17 protein-coding genes and 1 pseudogene are annotated in these 13596 nt (G+C 57.1%); 11 read left to right on the forward strand and 7 right to left on the reverse strand.

The features are described 5' to 3' along the window. Positions 1 to 3: 3 nt before the first annotated feature. The 7 genes from B9P63_RS09305 (at position 4) to B9P63_RS19005 (ending at position 3615) form a co-directional block, all read left to right on the forward strand. Positions 4 to 363 carry an Mth938-like domain-containing protein gene (locus B9P63_RS09305; RefSeq protein ID WP_085308258.1) on the forward strand — a complete coding sequence of 120 codons (360 nt, stop codon included), beginning with the start codon at positions 4 to 6 and terminating at the stop codon, positions 361 to 363. Further along, the gene (gene ccmA, locus B9P63_RS09310; RefSeq protein WP_085308259.1) at positions 363 to 980 is read left to right on the forward strand and encodes a heme ABC exporter ATP-binding protein CcmA; all 618 of its coding nucleotides are present in this window, start codon (positions 363 to 365) and stop codon (positions 978 to 980) included. The genes B9P63_RS09305 and ccmA overlap by 1 nt, the downstream gene beginning before the upstream one ends. Continuing rightward, positions 977 to 1633 (forward strand): heme exporter protein CcmB, encoded by a 657-nt coding sequence (ccmB, locus tag B9P63_RS09315; RefSeq protein WP_085308260.1) that lies wholly within the window; start codon positions 977 to 979, stop codon positions 1631 to 1633. The genes ccmA and ccmB overlap by 4 nt, the downstream gene beginning before the upstream one ends. A 41-nt stretch (positions 1634 to 1674) precedes the next feature. Then, positions 1675 to 2403, forward strand: coding sequence for a heme ABC transporter permease (locus tag B9P63_RS09320; protein ID WP_085308261.1), 729 nt, complete (start codon positions 1675 to 1677; stop codon positions 2401 to 2403). Further along, the gene (gene ccmD / locus B9P63_RS09325) at positions 2400 to 2552 is read left to right on the forward strand and encodes a heme exporter protein CcmD (RefSeq protein ID WP_085308262.1); all 153 of its coding nucleotides are present in this window, start codon (positions 2400 to 2402) and stop codon (positions 2550 to 2552) included. Before B9P63_RS09320 ends, ccmD begins: the two co-directional genes overlap by 4 nt. Then, positions 2545 to 3090: a DsbE family thiol:disulfide interchange protein gene (locus tag B9P63_RS09330; protein WP_085308263.1), complete on the forward strand. Its 546-nt coding sequence runs from the start codon at positions 2545 to 2547 to the stop codon at positions 3088 to 3090. The genes ccmD and B9P63_RS09330 overlap by 8 nt, the downstream gene beginning before the upstream one ends. Positions 3091 to 3183: 93 nt before the next feature. After that, positions 3184 to 3615 carry a hypothetical protein gene (locus tag B9P63_RS19005; protein WP_139816233.1) on the forward strand — a complete coding sequence of 144 codons (432 nt, stop codon included), beginning with the start codon at positions 3184 to 3186 and terminating at the stop codon, positions 3613 to 3615. 331 nt (positions 3616 to 3946) lie between these two features. On the opposite strand, the gene acnA is transcribed toward B9P63_RS19005, so the two are convergent. Next, positions 3947 to 6631, reverse strand: coding sequence for an aconitate hydratase AcnA (gene acnA / locus B9P63_RS09335; protein WP_085308264.1), 2685 nt, complete (start codon positions 6629 to 6631; stop codon positions 3947 to 3949). Positions 6632 to 6872: 241 nt separating this feature from the next. Here acnA and B9P63_RS09340 point away from each other — a divergent pair, with 241 nt between their 5' ends. Further along, positions 6873 to 7562 (forward strand): DUF1223 domain-containing protein, encoded by a 690-nt coding sequence (locus B9P63_RS09340; protein WP_085308265.1) that lies wholly within the window; start codon positions 6873 to 6875, stop codon positions 7560 to 7562. Between the two features lie 6 nt (positions 7563 to 7568). Here B9P63_RS09340 and B9P63_RS09345 read toward each other — a convergent pair whose 3' ends face one another. Continuing rightward, entirely contained in the window at positions 7569 to 8429 is an 861-nt protein-coding gene (locus B9P63_RS09345; RefSeq protein WP_085308266.1) for a lysophospholipid acyltransferase family protein, read from the reverse strand. On the opposite strand from B9P63_RS09345, the pseudogene B9P63_RS19630 reads away from it, so the two are divergent. Further along, positions 8374 to 8532, forward strand: a pseudogene (locus B9P63_RS19630) (hypothetical protein); the annotation flags it as partial. The gene B9P63_RS09345 and the pseudogene B9P63_RS19630 overlap by 56 nt on opposite strands. On the opposite strand, the gene nthA reads toward B9P63_RS19630, so the two are convergent. The 5 genes from nthA to purB form a co-directional block, all read right to left on the reverse strand. Next, positions 8461 to 9102 (reverse strand): nitrile hydratase subunit alpha, encoded by a 642-nt coding sequence (gene nthA, locus B9P63_RS09350; RefSeq protein WP_085308267.1) that lies wholly within the window; start codon positions 9100 to 9102, stop codon positions 8461 to 8463. The pseudogene B9P63_RS19630 and the gene nthA sit on opposite strands and share 72 nt — an antisense overlap. Next, on the reverse strand, positions 9092 to 9394 hold the full coding sequence (locus tag B9P63_RS19555) for an SH3-like domain-containing protein (protein ID WP_342743580.1): 303 nt from the start codon (positions 9392 to 9394) through the stop codon (positions 9092 to 9094). Before B9P63_RS19555 ends, nthA begins: the two co-directional genes overlap by 11 nt. Further along, the gene (locus B9P63_RS19560) at positions 9384 to 9692 is read right to left on the reverse strand and encodes an SH3-like domain-containing protein (RefSeq protein ID WP_085308350.1); all 309 of its coding nucleotides are present in this window, start codon (positions 9690 to 9692) and stop codon (positions 9384 to 9386) included. Before B9P63_RS19560 ends, B9P63_RS19555 begins: the two co-directional genes overlap by 11 nt. An 85-nt stretch (positions 9693 to 9777) precedes the next feature. Next, a complete protein-coding gene (locus B9P63_RS09365) occupies positions 9778 to 10827 on the reverse strand; it encodes a flagellar motor switch protein FliG (RefSeq protein WP_085308352.1) in 1050 nt (349 codons plus the stop codon). A gap of 107 nt (positions 10828 to 10934) precedes the next feature. Next, a complete protein-coding gene (gene purB / locus B9P63_RS09370) occupies positions 10935 to 12239 on the reverse strand; it encodes an adenylosuccinate lyase (protein WP_085308268.1) in 1305 nt (434 codons plus the stop codon). A gap of 227 nt (positions 12240 to 12466) precedes the next feature. On the opposite strand from purB, the gene B9P63_RS09380 reads away from it, so the two are divergent. Then, positions 12467 to 12880 (forward strand): DUF6314 family protein, encoded by a 414-nt coding sequence (locus tag B9P63_RS09380; protein ID WP_085308270.1) that lies wholly within the window; start codon positions 12467 to 12469, stop codon positions 12878 to 12880. Between the two features lie 103 nt (positions 12881 to 12983). Continuing rightward, a complete protein-coding gene (locus B9P63_RS09385) occupies positions 12984 to 13583 on the forward strand; it encodes a biotin transporter BioY (RefSeq protein WP_085308271.1) in 600 nt (199 codons plus the stop codon). The last annotated feature ends 13 nt before the right edge of the window (positions 13584 to 13596 follow it).

Consider the following 13596-nt stretch of genomic DNA (forward strand, 5'->3'; position numbering starts at 1 on the left):
GCGATGCGAATGACAGAGATTGAATTTAACGATGCACAGCCCGTAGAGGGCTATGGGCCGGGGTTTTTCCGCATTGCGGGCAAGGTGATCGAAGCACCGATGATTGTCACCGCATCCGGCGCGCGCCCATGGGGCGGCTTTGACGATGTCGAACCCTTGCTGGCGATGGCAGGCGAAATCGACGTGATCTTTATCGGAACAGGGGACGAAATTGCCTATCTTCCCAAAGGTTTGCGCGCGCGTCTCGACGAGGTCGGGATCGGCGCGGAGGCGATGAATTCCCCCGCAGCCTGCCGCACCTACAACGTGCTGGTCAACGATGGTCGCCGCGTGGCGGCCGCGCTTTTGGCGGTCACTAAATAGTGCAGCTCGCCGTTGATACCCTTAGCGTCGCGCGCGGCGGCATTGCGGTTCTTGAGGGGCTGTCGTTTCGCGTTGAAGCTGGCAAGGCGCTGATCCTGCGCGGCCCCAATGGTATTGGCAAGACGACTTTGCTGCGCTCGATCGCGGGCTTGCAGCCGCCGCTGAACGGCACAATCGACGCGCCCGAGGACAGTATCGCCTATGCGGCGCACTCCGATGGGATCAAGCATGTCCTGACGGTGCGCGAAAATCTTGAATTCTGGGCCGAGGTCTTTGGCACAGGCGACATCACGTCTGCGCTGCACGCCTTCGCGTTAGAGCCACTGGCCTCGCGCCCCGCTGGCGCGCTCTCTGCCGGGCAAAAGCGCCGGCTTGGCCTTGCGCGCTTGTTGGTGAGTGCGCGCCCGATCTGGGTGCTCGACGAGCCGACTGTCTCGCTTGATGTTGACGCGGTCGCCATGTTCGCCGACGCCATCGGCTCACATCTCTCCAGTGGCGGCATCGCGCTGATTGCGACCCATATTGACCTCGGTCTAGACGCGGACATTCTAGACGTTGCGCCGTTCAAGGCACGCGCTCCACTTGCGCGCGATGATGCGATGGAGGGCTTTTTGTGAAGGCGCTGCTGGTCCGCGATTTGCGCCTCGCGATCAGGGCAGGGGGCGGCTTTGGCCTTGGCCTCGCTTTCTTCTTGATCGTCACGGTTCTGGTGCCTTTCGGCGTCGGCCCGCAAAGCGCGCTGCTCTCAACAATCGCCCCCGGCATCCTCTGGCTCGGCGCTTTGCTCGCCTGCCTGCTTTCGCTCGATCGCATTCTCGCGCTCGATTGGGAGGACGGCACGCTTGATCTGCTGGCTTGCGCACCCCTGCCGATGGAGGCCGCAGTCAGCGTCAAAGCACTGGCGCATTGGCTCACCACGGGCCTGCCTCTGGTCATCGCCGCTCCGCTTTTCGCGCTCTTGCTGAACTTGCCAAGCGCAGGCTATGCCCCGCTCGTGCTCTCGCTGCTGCTTGGAACACCCGCGCTTAGCGTGATCGGCACCTTCGGCGCGGCGCTTACAGTTGGCATCAAACGTGGGGGCCTTCTGCTCTCGCTCCTCGTGCTTCCTCTGTATGTGCCAACGCTGATCTACGGCGCCGAGGCGGCGCGGCGCGGCGCAGCAGGTCTAGACACATCCACGCCGCTCATCATGCTCGCGGGGATCACATTTGGCGTGATTGCGCTGCTACCCTTTGCCTCTGCTGCGGTTCTGCGGGTAAACATTCGATAATTTGAATTGAAGCTGATCTAACAAGGGACTACATCATCGTCATGTCTTTATGGGAATATGCAAATCCGGTGAAATTCATGGCCCTTTCGGGCCGGATTTTGCCGTGGGCCGCTTGGCTGTCTGGGATATGCCTTGTGGTGGGATTGATCTGGGGTTTCTTCTTTACGCCGGACGATTTTCGCCAAGGATCGACCGTGAAAATCATCTACCTGCATGTGCCCTCGGCGCTTATGGCGATCAACATATGGATGATGATGCTGGTCACGTCGCTGGTCTGGATCATCCGCCGTCACCACGTTAGCGCACTGGCCGCCAAAGCCGCGGCCCCAATCGGCGTTGCAATGACATTGATTGCCTTGATCACGGGCGCAATCTGGGGCCAGCCGATGTGGGGCACATGGTGGGCTTGGGATCCGCGCTTGACCTCTTTCCTGATCCTGTTTCTGTTCTATCTCGGCTACATCGCGCTTTGGGCGGCGATTGAAGACAATGATACCGCCGCCGATCTCACGTCGATCCTCTGCCTCGTTGGCTCTGTTTTCGCTGTTCTATCGCGCTATGCAGTGAATTTTTGGAACCAGGGCCTGCACCAAGGGGCCTCGCTCTCGCTCGATAAGGAAAAGAACGTGGCGGATGTCTTCTACTTCCCGCTTTTGGTCTGCATTGCGGGCTTTGTCCTTCTCTTCATTGCGCTGGTGCTCTTGCGCACACGCACTGAAATTCGCGCGCGCCGCGCATCGGCGTTGCTGGCACGGGAGCGCATGGCATGATGCCTGATCTTGGAAAATACGCTGATGCGGTGCTGGGCGCCTATGCTGCCTCCATCGTGCTTTTGATCGCCATCGTTGCGCTCAGCATCTGGCAAGCGCGCCGCACCAAGGCTGCGCTCGATGATGTGGAGAAACGCCGCAATGGCTAAAATCCCGCCCCTCATGATCGCGCCTCCGGCGATCTTCCTTGGACTTGCGGTTCTGTTCTATATGGGCATGTTCCGCGAGGGAAAAGACGAGCTGGAATCGGTCTTCATCGGTGGCCCCGCACCGCAAATCGAAACTGCTGCCGAACTGCCGGGTTTCGCTGCCGTGACTCAGGCTGATCTCGCACGCGGCGAAGTCACATTGGTTAATTTCTGGGCCAGCTGGTGTCCGCCGTGTCGCGCCGAGCATCCAAAACTGCTTGAACTCGCGCAGGACTATCCGATCATCGGAGTCAATTTCAAAGACACCGCGCGCGCCGCCACGAAATACCTCAATGATGATGGCAACCCGTTCGTAGGGGTTGCGTTTGACCCTAAAGGACGCACGGCGATAGACTGGGGCGTCACTGCGCCGCCCGAAACCTTCATTCTGGATAAGGATGGCACTGTGCTCTACCGCTTTGCTGGCCCACTTGTTGGCAGTGATTTTGAACAACGCTTCCTTCGCGAGTTGAACAAGGCTTTGGCTGCTGGGAACTAAAAGCTTGGTTGCTTCTTAGTGCTTTCATGACAACATAATGCCAAGGGAGTTCAATAGAATGGCTGCCCAATTTATACTCGAAAGGAACTAAATGTGAAAAATGCGTTTGTAGTAGTGCTGTCGATTGTGCCATTTATTAGTGCTTGTGTTCCTAACCAGCAATTTTTCTTGAAGAACGGCGTTACTCTAGATCGATATGAACGTGATGCCCTAGAATGTGTGAACAAGGCCACTGGTTCTACGCCGGCGAATACCCAGCTTGGTTGGGCACCCTATGTTGGGGTATACACAGTGGATGCGAATGCAGCTCTTCGGGATGCAAATGTCGAAATTTGTATGAGGGACAAGGGATATGTTTATTCAGAGGTTCCTAGCTGTGCGGGCAGAGGGCAAGATATAATCAATGCGGCTCAACAGACTGGATTTGGGGACAAGCGCCGCTTGTCTCAGAGAATGAGTGTCGGGGCAGATACTTGTGTCGCAAGAAATACCAAAGGTGAACTTCTACTTTACACACCTGAGTAGAAAACGAACTAGCTTATGGGCAAAACGTTTCTAGCTCTAGAGCTGATATTCGCTCGATACGGTAAAAACCCCGTGCAGAAACTTACCTCATTGTAGGTGAGAAAGACTACCGTCTCGAGCATATCATCTGGTACACCGGAGCACACCAGCGCAGTCATCTCTACGAACTTTGCCCCGAAATTGGCACGACTTGGGTTTTCCAGCTGCTCAGTTGCATCAGGCATGACGGCGTTCACAGATAGGTTTGCGCGGCAGAAACCCGGAATTGCAAGACCTGCAACAAAAAAGGGCCGCCCGAAGGCGGCCCATTCTAAATCTCAAAAGCGAAGATTCACGATGCTGCTAGGTCACGCAACACGTAGTGAAGCACGCCGCCATGCTCGATATATTCGATCTCGATCGCGGTATCGATACGGCACTTGAGCGTGATCTCTTTGATCGTTCCATCCGCCATTGTGATCGCGCATGGCACGACTTGCAAAGGCTCGATCGTGTCGAGACCGGAGATGGATACGCTCTCCTCGCCTGTCAAACCAAGGGATTTGCGGCTGTCGCCACCCGTGAACTCGAAGGGGATCACGCCCATACCCACAAGGTTGGAGCGGTGAATACGCTCGAAGCTCTCGGCGATCACGGCCTTCACGCCCAAAAGCGCGGTGCCTTTGGCCGCCCAGTCACGCGAGGATCCCGCGCCGTACTGCTCGCCGCCAAAGACGACAAGCGGTGTACCCGCCGCCTGATGCGCCATCGCCGCGTCAAAGATCGAGGTCTGCGCGCCATCGGGGCCTTTGGTGTAGCCGCCCTCGACGCCGTCCAGCATCTCGTTCTTGATGCGGATATTGGCAAAGGTGCCGCGCATCATGATTTCGTGATTGCCGCGGCGCGAGCCATAGGAGTTGAATTCGCGCACGGGCACCTGATGTTTCACCAGATATTGACCTGCAGGCGAGCTTTCGGCGAAAGAGCCAGCAGGGGAAATATGGTCTGTCGTGATCATATCACCGAGCAGCGCAAGAACTTTTGCTCCCTCGATATTCGAGATCACGCCTGGGTCTTTCGACATGCCCTGGAAGTAGGGCGGGTTCTGGATGTAGGTCGAGGTTGGTGGCCAGTCATAGGTCTCGGAATCCGTGACCTCCACGCCTTGCCATTTCTCATCGCCCTTGAACACGTCCGCGTATTTGGTTTGGAACGCTTCACGCGTGACTGTCTGCTCGACAAGATCTGCGATTTCCTTGGTCGAGGGCCAGATGTCCTTCAGATACACGTCCTTGCCATCGGGCGTCTGCGCAATGGGGTCGGTTGCGAGGTTGATATCCATCGTGCCCGCAATCGCATAGGCCACCACGAGAGGGGGCGAGGCGAGGTAGTTGGCGCGCACATCGGGGCTGATACGGCCCTCGAAGTTGCGATTGCCCGACAGAACCGAAGTGGCGACAAGATCGCCGCCATGGATCGCTTCTGAAATCTCTTGCTGCAAAGGACCGGAGTTACCGATGCAGGTGGTGCAGCCATAGCCAACAAGGTTAAAGCCGAGCGCATCCAGATCGACCTGAAGCTCTGCTGCCTCAAGATAGGCGGTCACAACTTGGGAGCCTGGGGCGAGGGAGGTCTTGACCCAAGGCTTGCGGTTCAGGCCAAGCGCCGCCGCTTTACGCGCAACAAGGCCCGCACCGATCATTACATAGGGGTTGGATGTGTTGGTGCAGGACGTGATGGACGCAATGACAACCTTGCCCGATTCCATCGTGTAGTCTTCACCCGCGACGGCGACTTCCTTGCCCATGGGGCGTTTGAATGTCTCTTCCATCTCGCGCTTGAACGCTTCTTTCGCGCCTGTAAGAGCGACAAAATCTTGCGGGCGCTTTGGCCCGGAAATCGCAGGGACAATTGTGCCCATGTCGAGTTCCAGCGTGTCCGTATAGATCGGTGCATAATCCGCGTCGCGCCAGAAACCGTTCTCTTTGGCATAGGCTTCGACAAGTGCGATGCGATCCTCGTCGCGGCCCGTCGTGCGCAGGTAGCGCAGTGTTTCGCCGTCAATTGGGAAGAAACCACAGGTCGCGCCATACTCGGGCGCCATGTTGGCGATTGTCGCGCGATCGGCGAGCGGCAATGTATCTAGGCCCTCGCCATAGAACTCGACGAATTTGCCGACAACGCCCTTAGCGCGCAGCATCTCAACAACTTTGAGAACGAGGTCCGTACCCGTCGTGCCCTCCATCATTGCACCGGTCAGCTTGAAGCCGATGACTTCGGGGATCAGCATAGAAATCGGCTGGCCGAGCATCGACGCTTCCGCTTCGATCCCGCCGACGCCCCAGCCAAGGACCGCCGCGCCGTTTACCATGGTGGTGTGGCTGTCTGTGCCGACCAGCGTGTCTGGATAGGCAACCTGCTCGCCGTTTTGATCGACGTCCGTCCAAACGGTTTGCGACAGATATTCAAGGTTCACCTGATGGCAAATCCCTGTGCCGGGGGGCACAACGCGGAAGTTTGAAAAGGCGGACTGGCCCCATTTCAGGAATGTGTAGCGCTCCATGTTGCGCTCGTACTCGCGGTCTACGTTCATTTTAAACGCGCGCGGGTTGCCAAATTCGTCGATCATGACCGAGTGGTCAATGACCAGATCCACAGGGTTCAGCGGGTTGATCTTTTGCGGATCGCCGCCAAGCGCCTTGATCCCGTCGCGCATCGCTGCAAGGTCGACCACGGCGGGCACACCAGTGAAATCCTGCATCAAAACGCGGGCAGGGCGGTATGCAATCTCGCGCGGGTTCTTACCGCCGTTCGCGCCCCAAGTGGCGAAGGCTTTGATATCATCCACTGAAACGGTCTTGCCATCCTCGAAGCGGAGCATGTTTTCCAAAACCACTTTCAGCGCAGCAGGCAGATTGGAGAAATCGCCAAGGCCGGCTTTGGTTGCCGCTGTTATGGAGTAATAAGCAATCGACTGGCTGCCGACAGTAAGTGTCTTACGTGTCTTGGAGCTGTCCTGACCGACGGTAATGGGCATGATCTGCCTCCTATCTAAGGTCGAAAAAAAGGGGTGGTCTTGCACGCTATTTGCCCCATGTAGACAAGGCGATCAAGGGGGTGCGTCGATTTTGTATACCATTGCACACCGAAATTTCCGGAAAATTGGAAACGCTGTGTTTTGCGCGCTCGCGCCGCTCTCGCAAAAGGGTGATTGGTCATTACAGCGCTTTGCCCCTATCTAGGTCCAGCAACCAAGACCAAACAACAGGCCGAACTAAATGAGAAAAATCACAGCACTCATCGCAGCGCTCTGGATCGGCCTAACGGGTGCGGTGCAGGCTCAGTCGCAGCCTGTCGTCATTGAACTTTTCACATCTCAAGGATGTTCTTCCTGTCCACCGGCCGATGCGTTGATGCACAAACTGGCGGCACGCGGTGATGTGATCGCGCTTTCGATGCACGTGGATTATTGGGATTATATTGGCTGGAAAGATGAATTCGGGCGCGCTGAAAACACCGTGCGCCAAAAAGCCTACGCGCAGGCGGGGGGGCGACGCTCGATCTATACGCCGCAGATGATCATCGCGGGCGAGGATTCGGTTGTTGGCACACACCCGATGGACGTGGCTGATCTGATCGCCAAACATGCGCGCCGCAAGAGCGACGTGGCTTTGAAGATTGCGCGCGTCGATGGCAAGGTCAGCATCGCCGCGAGCGCGCGCAAAGCGGGCAAATTCGAAGTTAAATTGGTGCGCTTCACCGCGAAACGCACGACTGCGATCAAACGCGGCGAAAATGCGGGCAAGACGATCACTTACGTCAATGTCGTCTCGGACTTCAAAACCATTGGGACATGGGACGGGCGCGCGCCGCTCAGCCTTGCGGCGCAGGCCGGAATCGGCCCTGTGGCGGTCTTCATTCAGCGCACGGGGCACGGCCGGATCGAAGCTGCGGCGCGACTGAATTAACTGCGTTTACGTATTTTTCCAACGCCGGTGGATCCAGAACCACTGGTGCATGTTTTCGCGCACGAGTGCCTCAAGTCCGTCATTGACCGCCTGCGTCATGCTTTGAGCGTCGCTGTGCGGGATCTCATCCTGCACGATGATCTCGAAATCGAGGCCGTTGGCTTGGCGGATCGCATAGACAGGGATCAGAGCCGCGTTGTATTTCAAGGCAAGTTCGGCAGTGATAAGCGATGTGATCGCCGGCTTGCCAAAGAAGTTTAGGCGCGTGCCACCATGGGCATGCAGGTCTGTCAAAATCCCCAAGACACCGCCGGATTTGATATGGCGCACCATCTGGCTCATGCCTTTGCGACCCTGCTCGAAGAGCGGCGTGCCGATGGTACTGATGGAGGCGACATAATGTGCATTGAAATAGGGATTGGACATGCGCCGATAAAGCGCGCCCATGTTGTGCCCCTTTGCAATAAGTGCGGCGCGGCTGACGTCGTAATTGCCGAAATGGCCCGTGACGAGTATCACGGGACGACCATCTGCGCGGGCCTTTTCCAACGCGCCATATCCGGGACCGTGTAGGGGCGCATTGATCGCGCGCTCGACAAAATCCTTGCCGGAATAAAGCTCGATCAAAGTGCGTCCTGCATTGTTCGGAACCGCTTTGCACAGGCGTTCAATCTCTGCTTCGGGCAGGTCCGGCAGCACATGGGCCAAATTTGCGCGGATGCGTTTGGGATAGCCGGCCAGCGGCGAGACAATATTCTGCACCAGCCAGCCCATCGTGCGCACGCGCGCCGCATAGGGCAGGGCCAGAGCGATGGCGATCAAGCCGCGCAGGAACAGGTTGGTTATATATTGCGAAACACGTTTCATATCCGTGCTTTACTGGGCTTGGCGCGCAGGCTCAAGCGCTGACAGTTTTTGGCAAGCCGGTGCCGATCATCGAATCGCGCGTCACCAGTTTGGCCAATTCACTCTCGCTCATCTTGTCCGTGCCATTTGGGCGCGCGGGGATCACCACGTAGCGCATGTCTGCGGTACTATCGTGCACGCGGATATGTGTGCCCTCGGGCAGGGCAACACCGAACTCTGACAGAACTTTGCGCGGCTCTTTAACCGTGCGCGAGCGATAGGCGCGCGATTTATACCAATCGGGCGGCAGCCCGAGAAGGTTGCGCGGATAGCATGAACACAGGGTGCATACGATTATGTTATGGATGTTTGCGGTGTTTTCCACGGCGATCAGAAGCATGGGGCCGACATCGAAACCCAATTCGCGGCTCGCGGCAGAGCCATCTTTGAGCAAACGCTCTTTGAAGTCAGGATCGCACCAGGCGCGCGCCACGAGAGCCGCGCCATTTGCGGGGCTGCGCGCGTCCATTGCGTCAATCTGTGCCGCGATCTCGGCAGGTGTGGTGATAGATTTCTCCAACAGCAATTCGCGCACGGCGATTTCCATGCTCTGCCAATAACTTAGCGCGGTGTCGTCATCTGCGCGGTAGGGATGGCCCGAGGGGGAGAGGTGATCGTGGTGATCATGCGGCATCGCTTTGCTCCATCGCTTCAATCCAATGAGCGTATATTTCCGCCTCGATCATATCGTCGGGGTGTTCGGCCTCCGCTCCCCAGAGTTCTGCTGCGCGAAAGCGCACCCGATAGAGCATGTGTTCCTGCGCAGGTAAATCATAGGCAAGCTGTTCTGGGTTCTTGAAAGGCGCGATCGCCCGTTCGATGGAGCCGGATTTACCGCGCAAATAGGCTGGCGCGCGCACATGGCCCGGTGGCATCAACGCGCGAATGCGCACCCGAGCGCCGGTTTTCAATGGATCATTCCCCAAGGCTCGCCTCTCCGTAAGTTTGTCCGCGCACTTGCACTTCGGCCATCTTCGCGCCAAGTTCTTCAAGCGAATAGGCGCCCTTTTCGATCAGGTTCTGATTGATCGCCGCAATCCAGCGCTCGTAATAGCTCATGTCCTCAAAGGCCGCTTCGCCCATATCTTCCAAGGCGCGGCGCAGGCCATCGACGGTGAAATACCCCTTGCCACTGCACAGGATCATTAGCGCATCGACGCGTTTTTCCCAAAGCGAGAAATCATGCTGATCATCGCAGATCGGGCCTGCGTCCTGGCCACCCATATCGTGCCAGCGGCGTCCATTTGTATGTTTGTCCATCTGCAAAGGCTAGCGAGGCAACCCGTGCCTGTCCAGAGAGTAACCGCGCTCAGGCATCCACATCCTCGCTTAGTAAAATTTCACCGGAATCGGCCAGTTGGCGGATGCCTGCAATAACGTCCGACATCGCCGTTTCAGCCTCTTCATCGCCAACCTCGCCGCGCTCTGAAATGGATTCGCGCATTTGATCCGCTAATCGGCTTGAAATGTTGGCAAGGATGAAATCCGCCGATGGTTTGGTTAGTTCATCGCGCGCGCCGGCGAGCGCCGTCACCAATGTTTCATTATCCACCACCCGAAGAACGGAGGCCACATCGCGTGCATCGACGCGCGACGCGATATGCTTGAAAGTGAAAATGGCTTTTCGCACTTCGCTCGCGAAACTCTCGTCCTCCTCATCCAGCCCGTCGAGCAGCGCATCGCGCATCGCGCTGCGAGAAGAATTCAGAATTGCGCCGATCCGGTCCACCGGCGGGTTGTCGAAGGCGCGCTCCGGTTCGTCCTGCATTTGCGCGATCAAGGCGCGCCCGATTCGATCAACCGCATCGGGAGTCACCGAATTTGTCAGCGAAACCGCATAAGTGATGCGCCGCGCCCGCTCGCCCGGCATCTTGCCAAGCATGTCCGCGGCCTTCTTGACGTCGATCTTGGAAATCAGCACGGCGGCGACTTCGATGCTTTCTTGCTCTATGAGCGAGATCAGTTTTTCCGGCTCCAGCGCGCGCAAGGCTTCCCATGGATCGCCGCTTGCACGCACGCCGGTGCGTCGCCGGATTTGCGCGGCGGCCTTGGCGCTGATCTTGCCGTCAAGTTCGCTTAGCGCGCCGGCCACGCCTTTGGGAAATGTCAGGCCCGTTTGTTCAAGCTCGGTCGCGAACTCTTCCACGACCTGCACCAGCGTGTCGCGATCTATGCGCCGCAGGCTTCCCATTTGCTGCGTTAACTCTGCCTGCAAATCCTCAGGTAATTCGCCGATTGGAACATGGGCGCCTTCGGTCATTAAAAAGCGCACCACGATGGCGGCTTTTTCCTGCGATGTCACTACGCGCGCGGGTGGTTTTGGCGCGGGTTCTGCCGGGCTGATCTGGCCAATTTGCATAAGGGCTTCACCTCTTTTTCTGCTCTCTTTCACGAGGTATGAGGGCAAAAAATGAAGATGATCTGAACAGATTTACAAGTTCAGGCAAAAATCTCCGCTCTGCTGCGTTACGCGCCGAAAACCCGTTTGAAAATCGTGTCCACATGTTTGGTGTGATAGGCTAGATCAAATTTTTCCTCGATTTCAGCGACGCCAAGCGCGGCGACCACTTCTTCATCGGCCAGCAGCTCGCCCTTGAAATCACAGCCGGTTTCCCAGACTTTCAACGCGCTGCGCTGCACGAGGCGATAGGCGTCTTCGCGGTTCACGCCCGCCTGCGTCAGCGCCAAAAGCACGCGCTGGCTCATTACGAGGCCAGGGAATTTGTTCATGTTGGCCATCATGTTTTCAGGATAAATCAGCAATTTGTCGATCACCGAAGTCAAGCGCGCTAGCGCGAAATCAAGGGTGATCGTCGCATCGGGTCCGATATTCCGCTCCACGGAGCTGTGCGAGATATCACGCTCGTGCCAGAGGGCTACGTTTTCCATCGCTGGCACGACCACCATGCGCACAAGGCGGGCGAGGCCGGTCAGGTTTTCGGTCAGAACCGGATTTTTCTTATGCGGCATTGCCGATGACCCCTTTTGCCCCATCGAGAAAAACTCAGCCGCTTCAAGCACTTCAGTGCGTTGCATGTGGCGAATTTCGGTCGATACGTTTTCAATGGAGGAGGCGACGACGCCAAGGGCCGCGAAAAATGCGGCATGGCGATCGCGTGGAATGACCTGCGTTGAAATTGGCTCGGGCGTGAGGTTGAGCTGGGCGCAGACGTGTTCTTCGACGGCAGGATCGATATTCGCAAAAGTGCCGACCGCGCCGGAAATCGCGCCAGTCGAAATTTCATCGCGCGCGGTTCGAAGGCGTTTCAAATTTCGATCCATCTCGGCGTAGAAGCGCGCGAAGGTCAGGCCCATCGTCGTCGGCTCGGCGTGGATGCCGTGACTGCGCCCGATGCGAATGGTCATCTTATGCTCGAGCGCGCGGCGCTTGAGCGCGGCCAGAAGTGCTTTGGTGTCCTCGATCAAAATATCTGCTGCGCGCACCAGTTGAACGTTGAAACATGTATCAAGAACGTCCGAGCTGGTCATGCCTTGATGCACGAAACGCGCTTCTTCGCTGCCCACATGTTCGGCGAGATGCGTCAGAAAGGCGATTACATCATGCTTGGTCACAGCTTCGATTTCATCGATGCGCGCCACGTCGAATTCCACGTCTTTGGCGCGCCAGACTGCATCGGCATTTTCGCGCGGGATAACGCCCAGATCGGCCATTGCATCGCAGGCATGTGCTTCGATTTCATACCAGATCTTGAACTTCGTCTCAGGTGACCAGATCGCGACCATTTCGGGGCGGGAATAACGTGGGATCATGAGAGACTGTCCTTTTGTGACTTTCAGCTTGTGTTGCGCTCTCTTAGTCTGACGCTGAATGCTCTACAAGCGAGGAGGCGCAAAGTGAGACGGATTGCCCAGTTTAGTGCAGATGTCAGTATGGCGAGCTGGCATAGCGGGTTCTGTGACGCCGCTGCCGCAATGGGCTATAAAATACCTCTGGCCATTGCGTTCGAGACCGCCAGTCATGGGATGTTTCGCAAGTGATGCTGTCTCCTTCAGATTTCTTGGGCGCTTGGGCGATCGAGCGCTGGATCGAGGATGCGCGCTCTGGCCAAAGCGCGCGGTTTCTTGGTGAGGCGGTGATAGAGCCCAAAGATGAAGATTGGGTTTACGCCGAGCAGGGAACGCTGGAATTAGCCACAGGTGTGCCAATGCGTGCAGAGCGGAGCTATATCTGGCGCGTGGACGAGGCCGGAATTGATATTTTCTTTTCAGATAAACGATTTTTTCATCGTTTCGATCTAGAGCCTTGCACACAAGCGCAGCATTGGTGTGACCCAGATGACTATGAGGTAGAGTATGATCTGTCGAACTGGCCAGTATGGCAAAGCGTCTGGCGCGTTACGGGGCCGCGCAAATCCTATGTGATGACCAGCCGGATGAGCCGGGCTGGCTAGGGGTGGTTTTCAAAGATTTGCATGTTGAATTTGCAACTTTGCACTTGCACTTCGCAAATTGGCAAGAGCATATGCTGCAACGCAATATGACAAGAGGTGTCTCATGAACCCGTCTTTGAACCATAAAGTGCTCAGCGAAGTGATCGCGCCGCAAGAGGGCGCGCTGCGCCTTGCCAAGCAGGCCGCTCTCGTGATTGCAGGTATTCTATTTCTCGCGATCGCGGCGAAAATCAAGGTTCCGATGTTTCCCGTTCCAATGACGATGGGCACTTTTGCGGTCCTGAGCATGGGCGCAGCTTACGGTGCGCGCCTCGGGCTGGTCACGATACTTGGCTATATGATCATCGGCGCCCTTGGATTTGATGTTTTCGCTGGTTCCTCTGCCGAGCATTTCGGCCTGAGCTACATGCAGGGCAGCACAGGCGGCTATCTGGTGGGTTACGTTTTGGCGGTTCTCGCGCTTGGCACTCTGGCGCGCGCAGGTTGGGATCGCTCGCCCTTGAAGATGGCGGGAGCGATGTTGCTCGGTAACGCTTTGATCTATGTTCCTGGCCTGATCTGGCTCGGCACACTTTACGGCTGGAACGAGCCAATTCTGCAGTGGGGCCTCACACCGTTCCTGCTTGGTGATATTTTGAAGCTGGCGCTGGCTGCTGCCATCCTGCCGATGATCTGGAAGTTGGTGGGACGCGCCCGCGGTTAAGTCAAGTCTCTGA

The organism is Planktotalea arctica, from assembly GCF_002105285.1.
Lineage (GTDB): Bacteria > Pseudomonadota > Alphaproteobacteria > Rhodobacterales > Rhodobacteraceae > Planktotalea > Planktotalea arctica.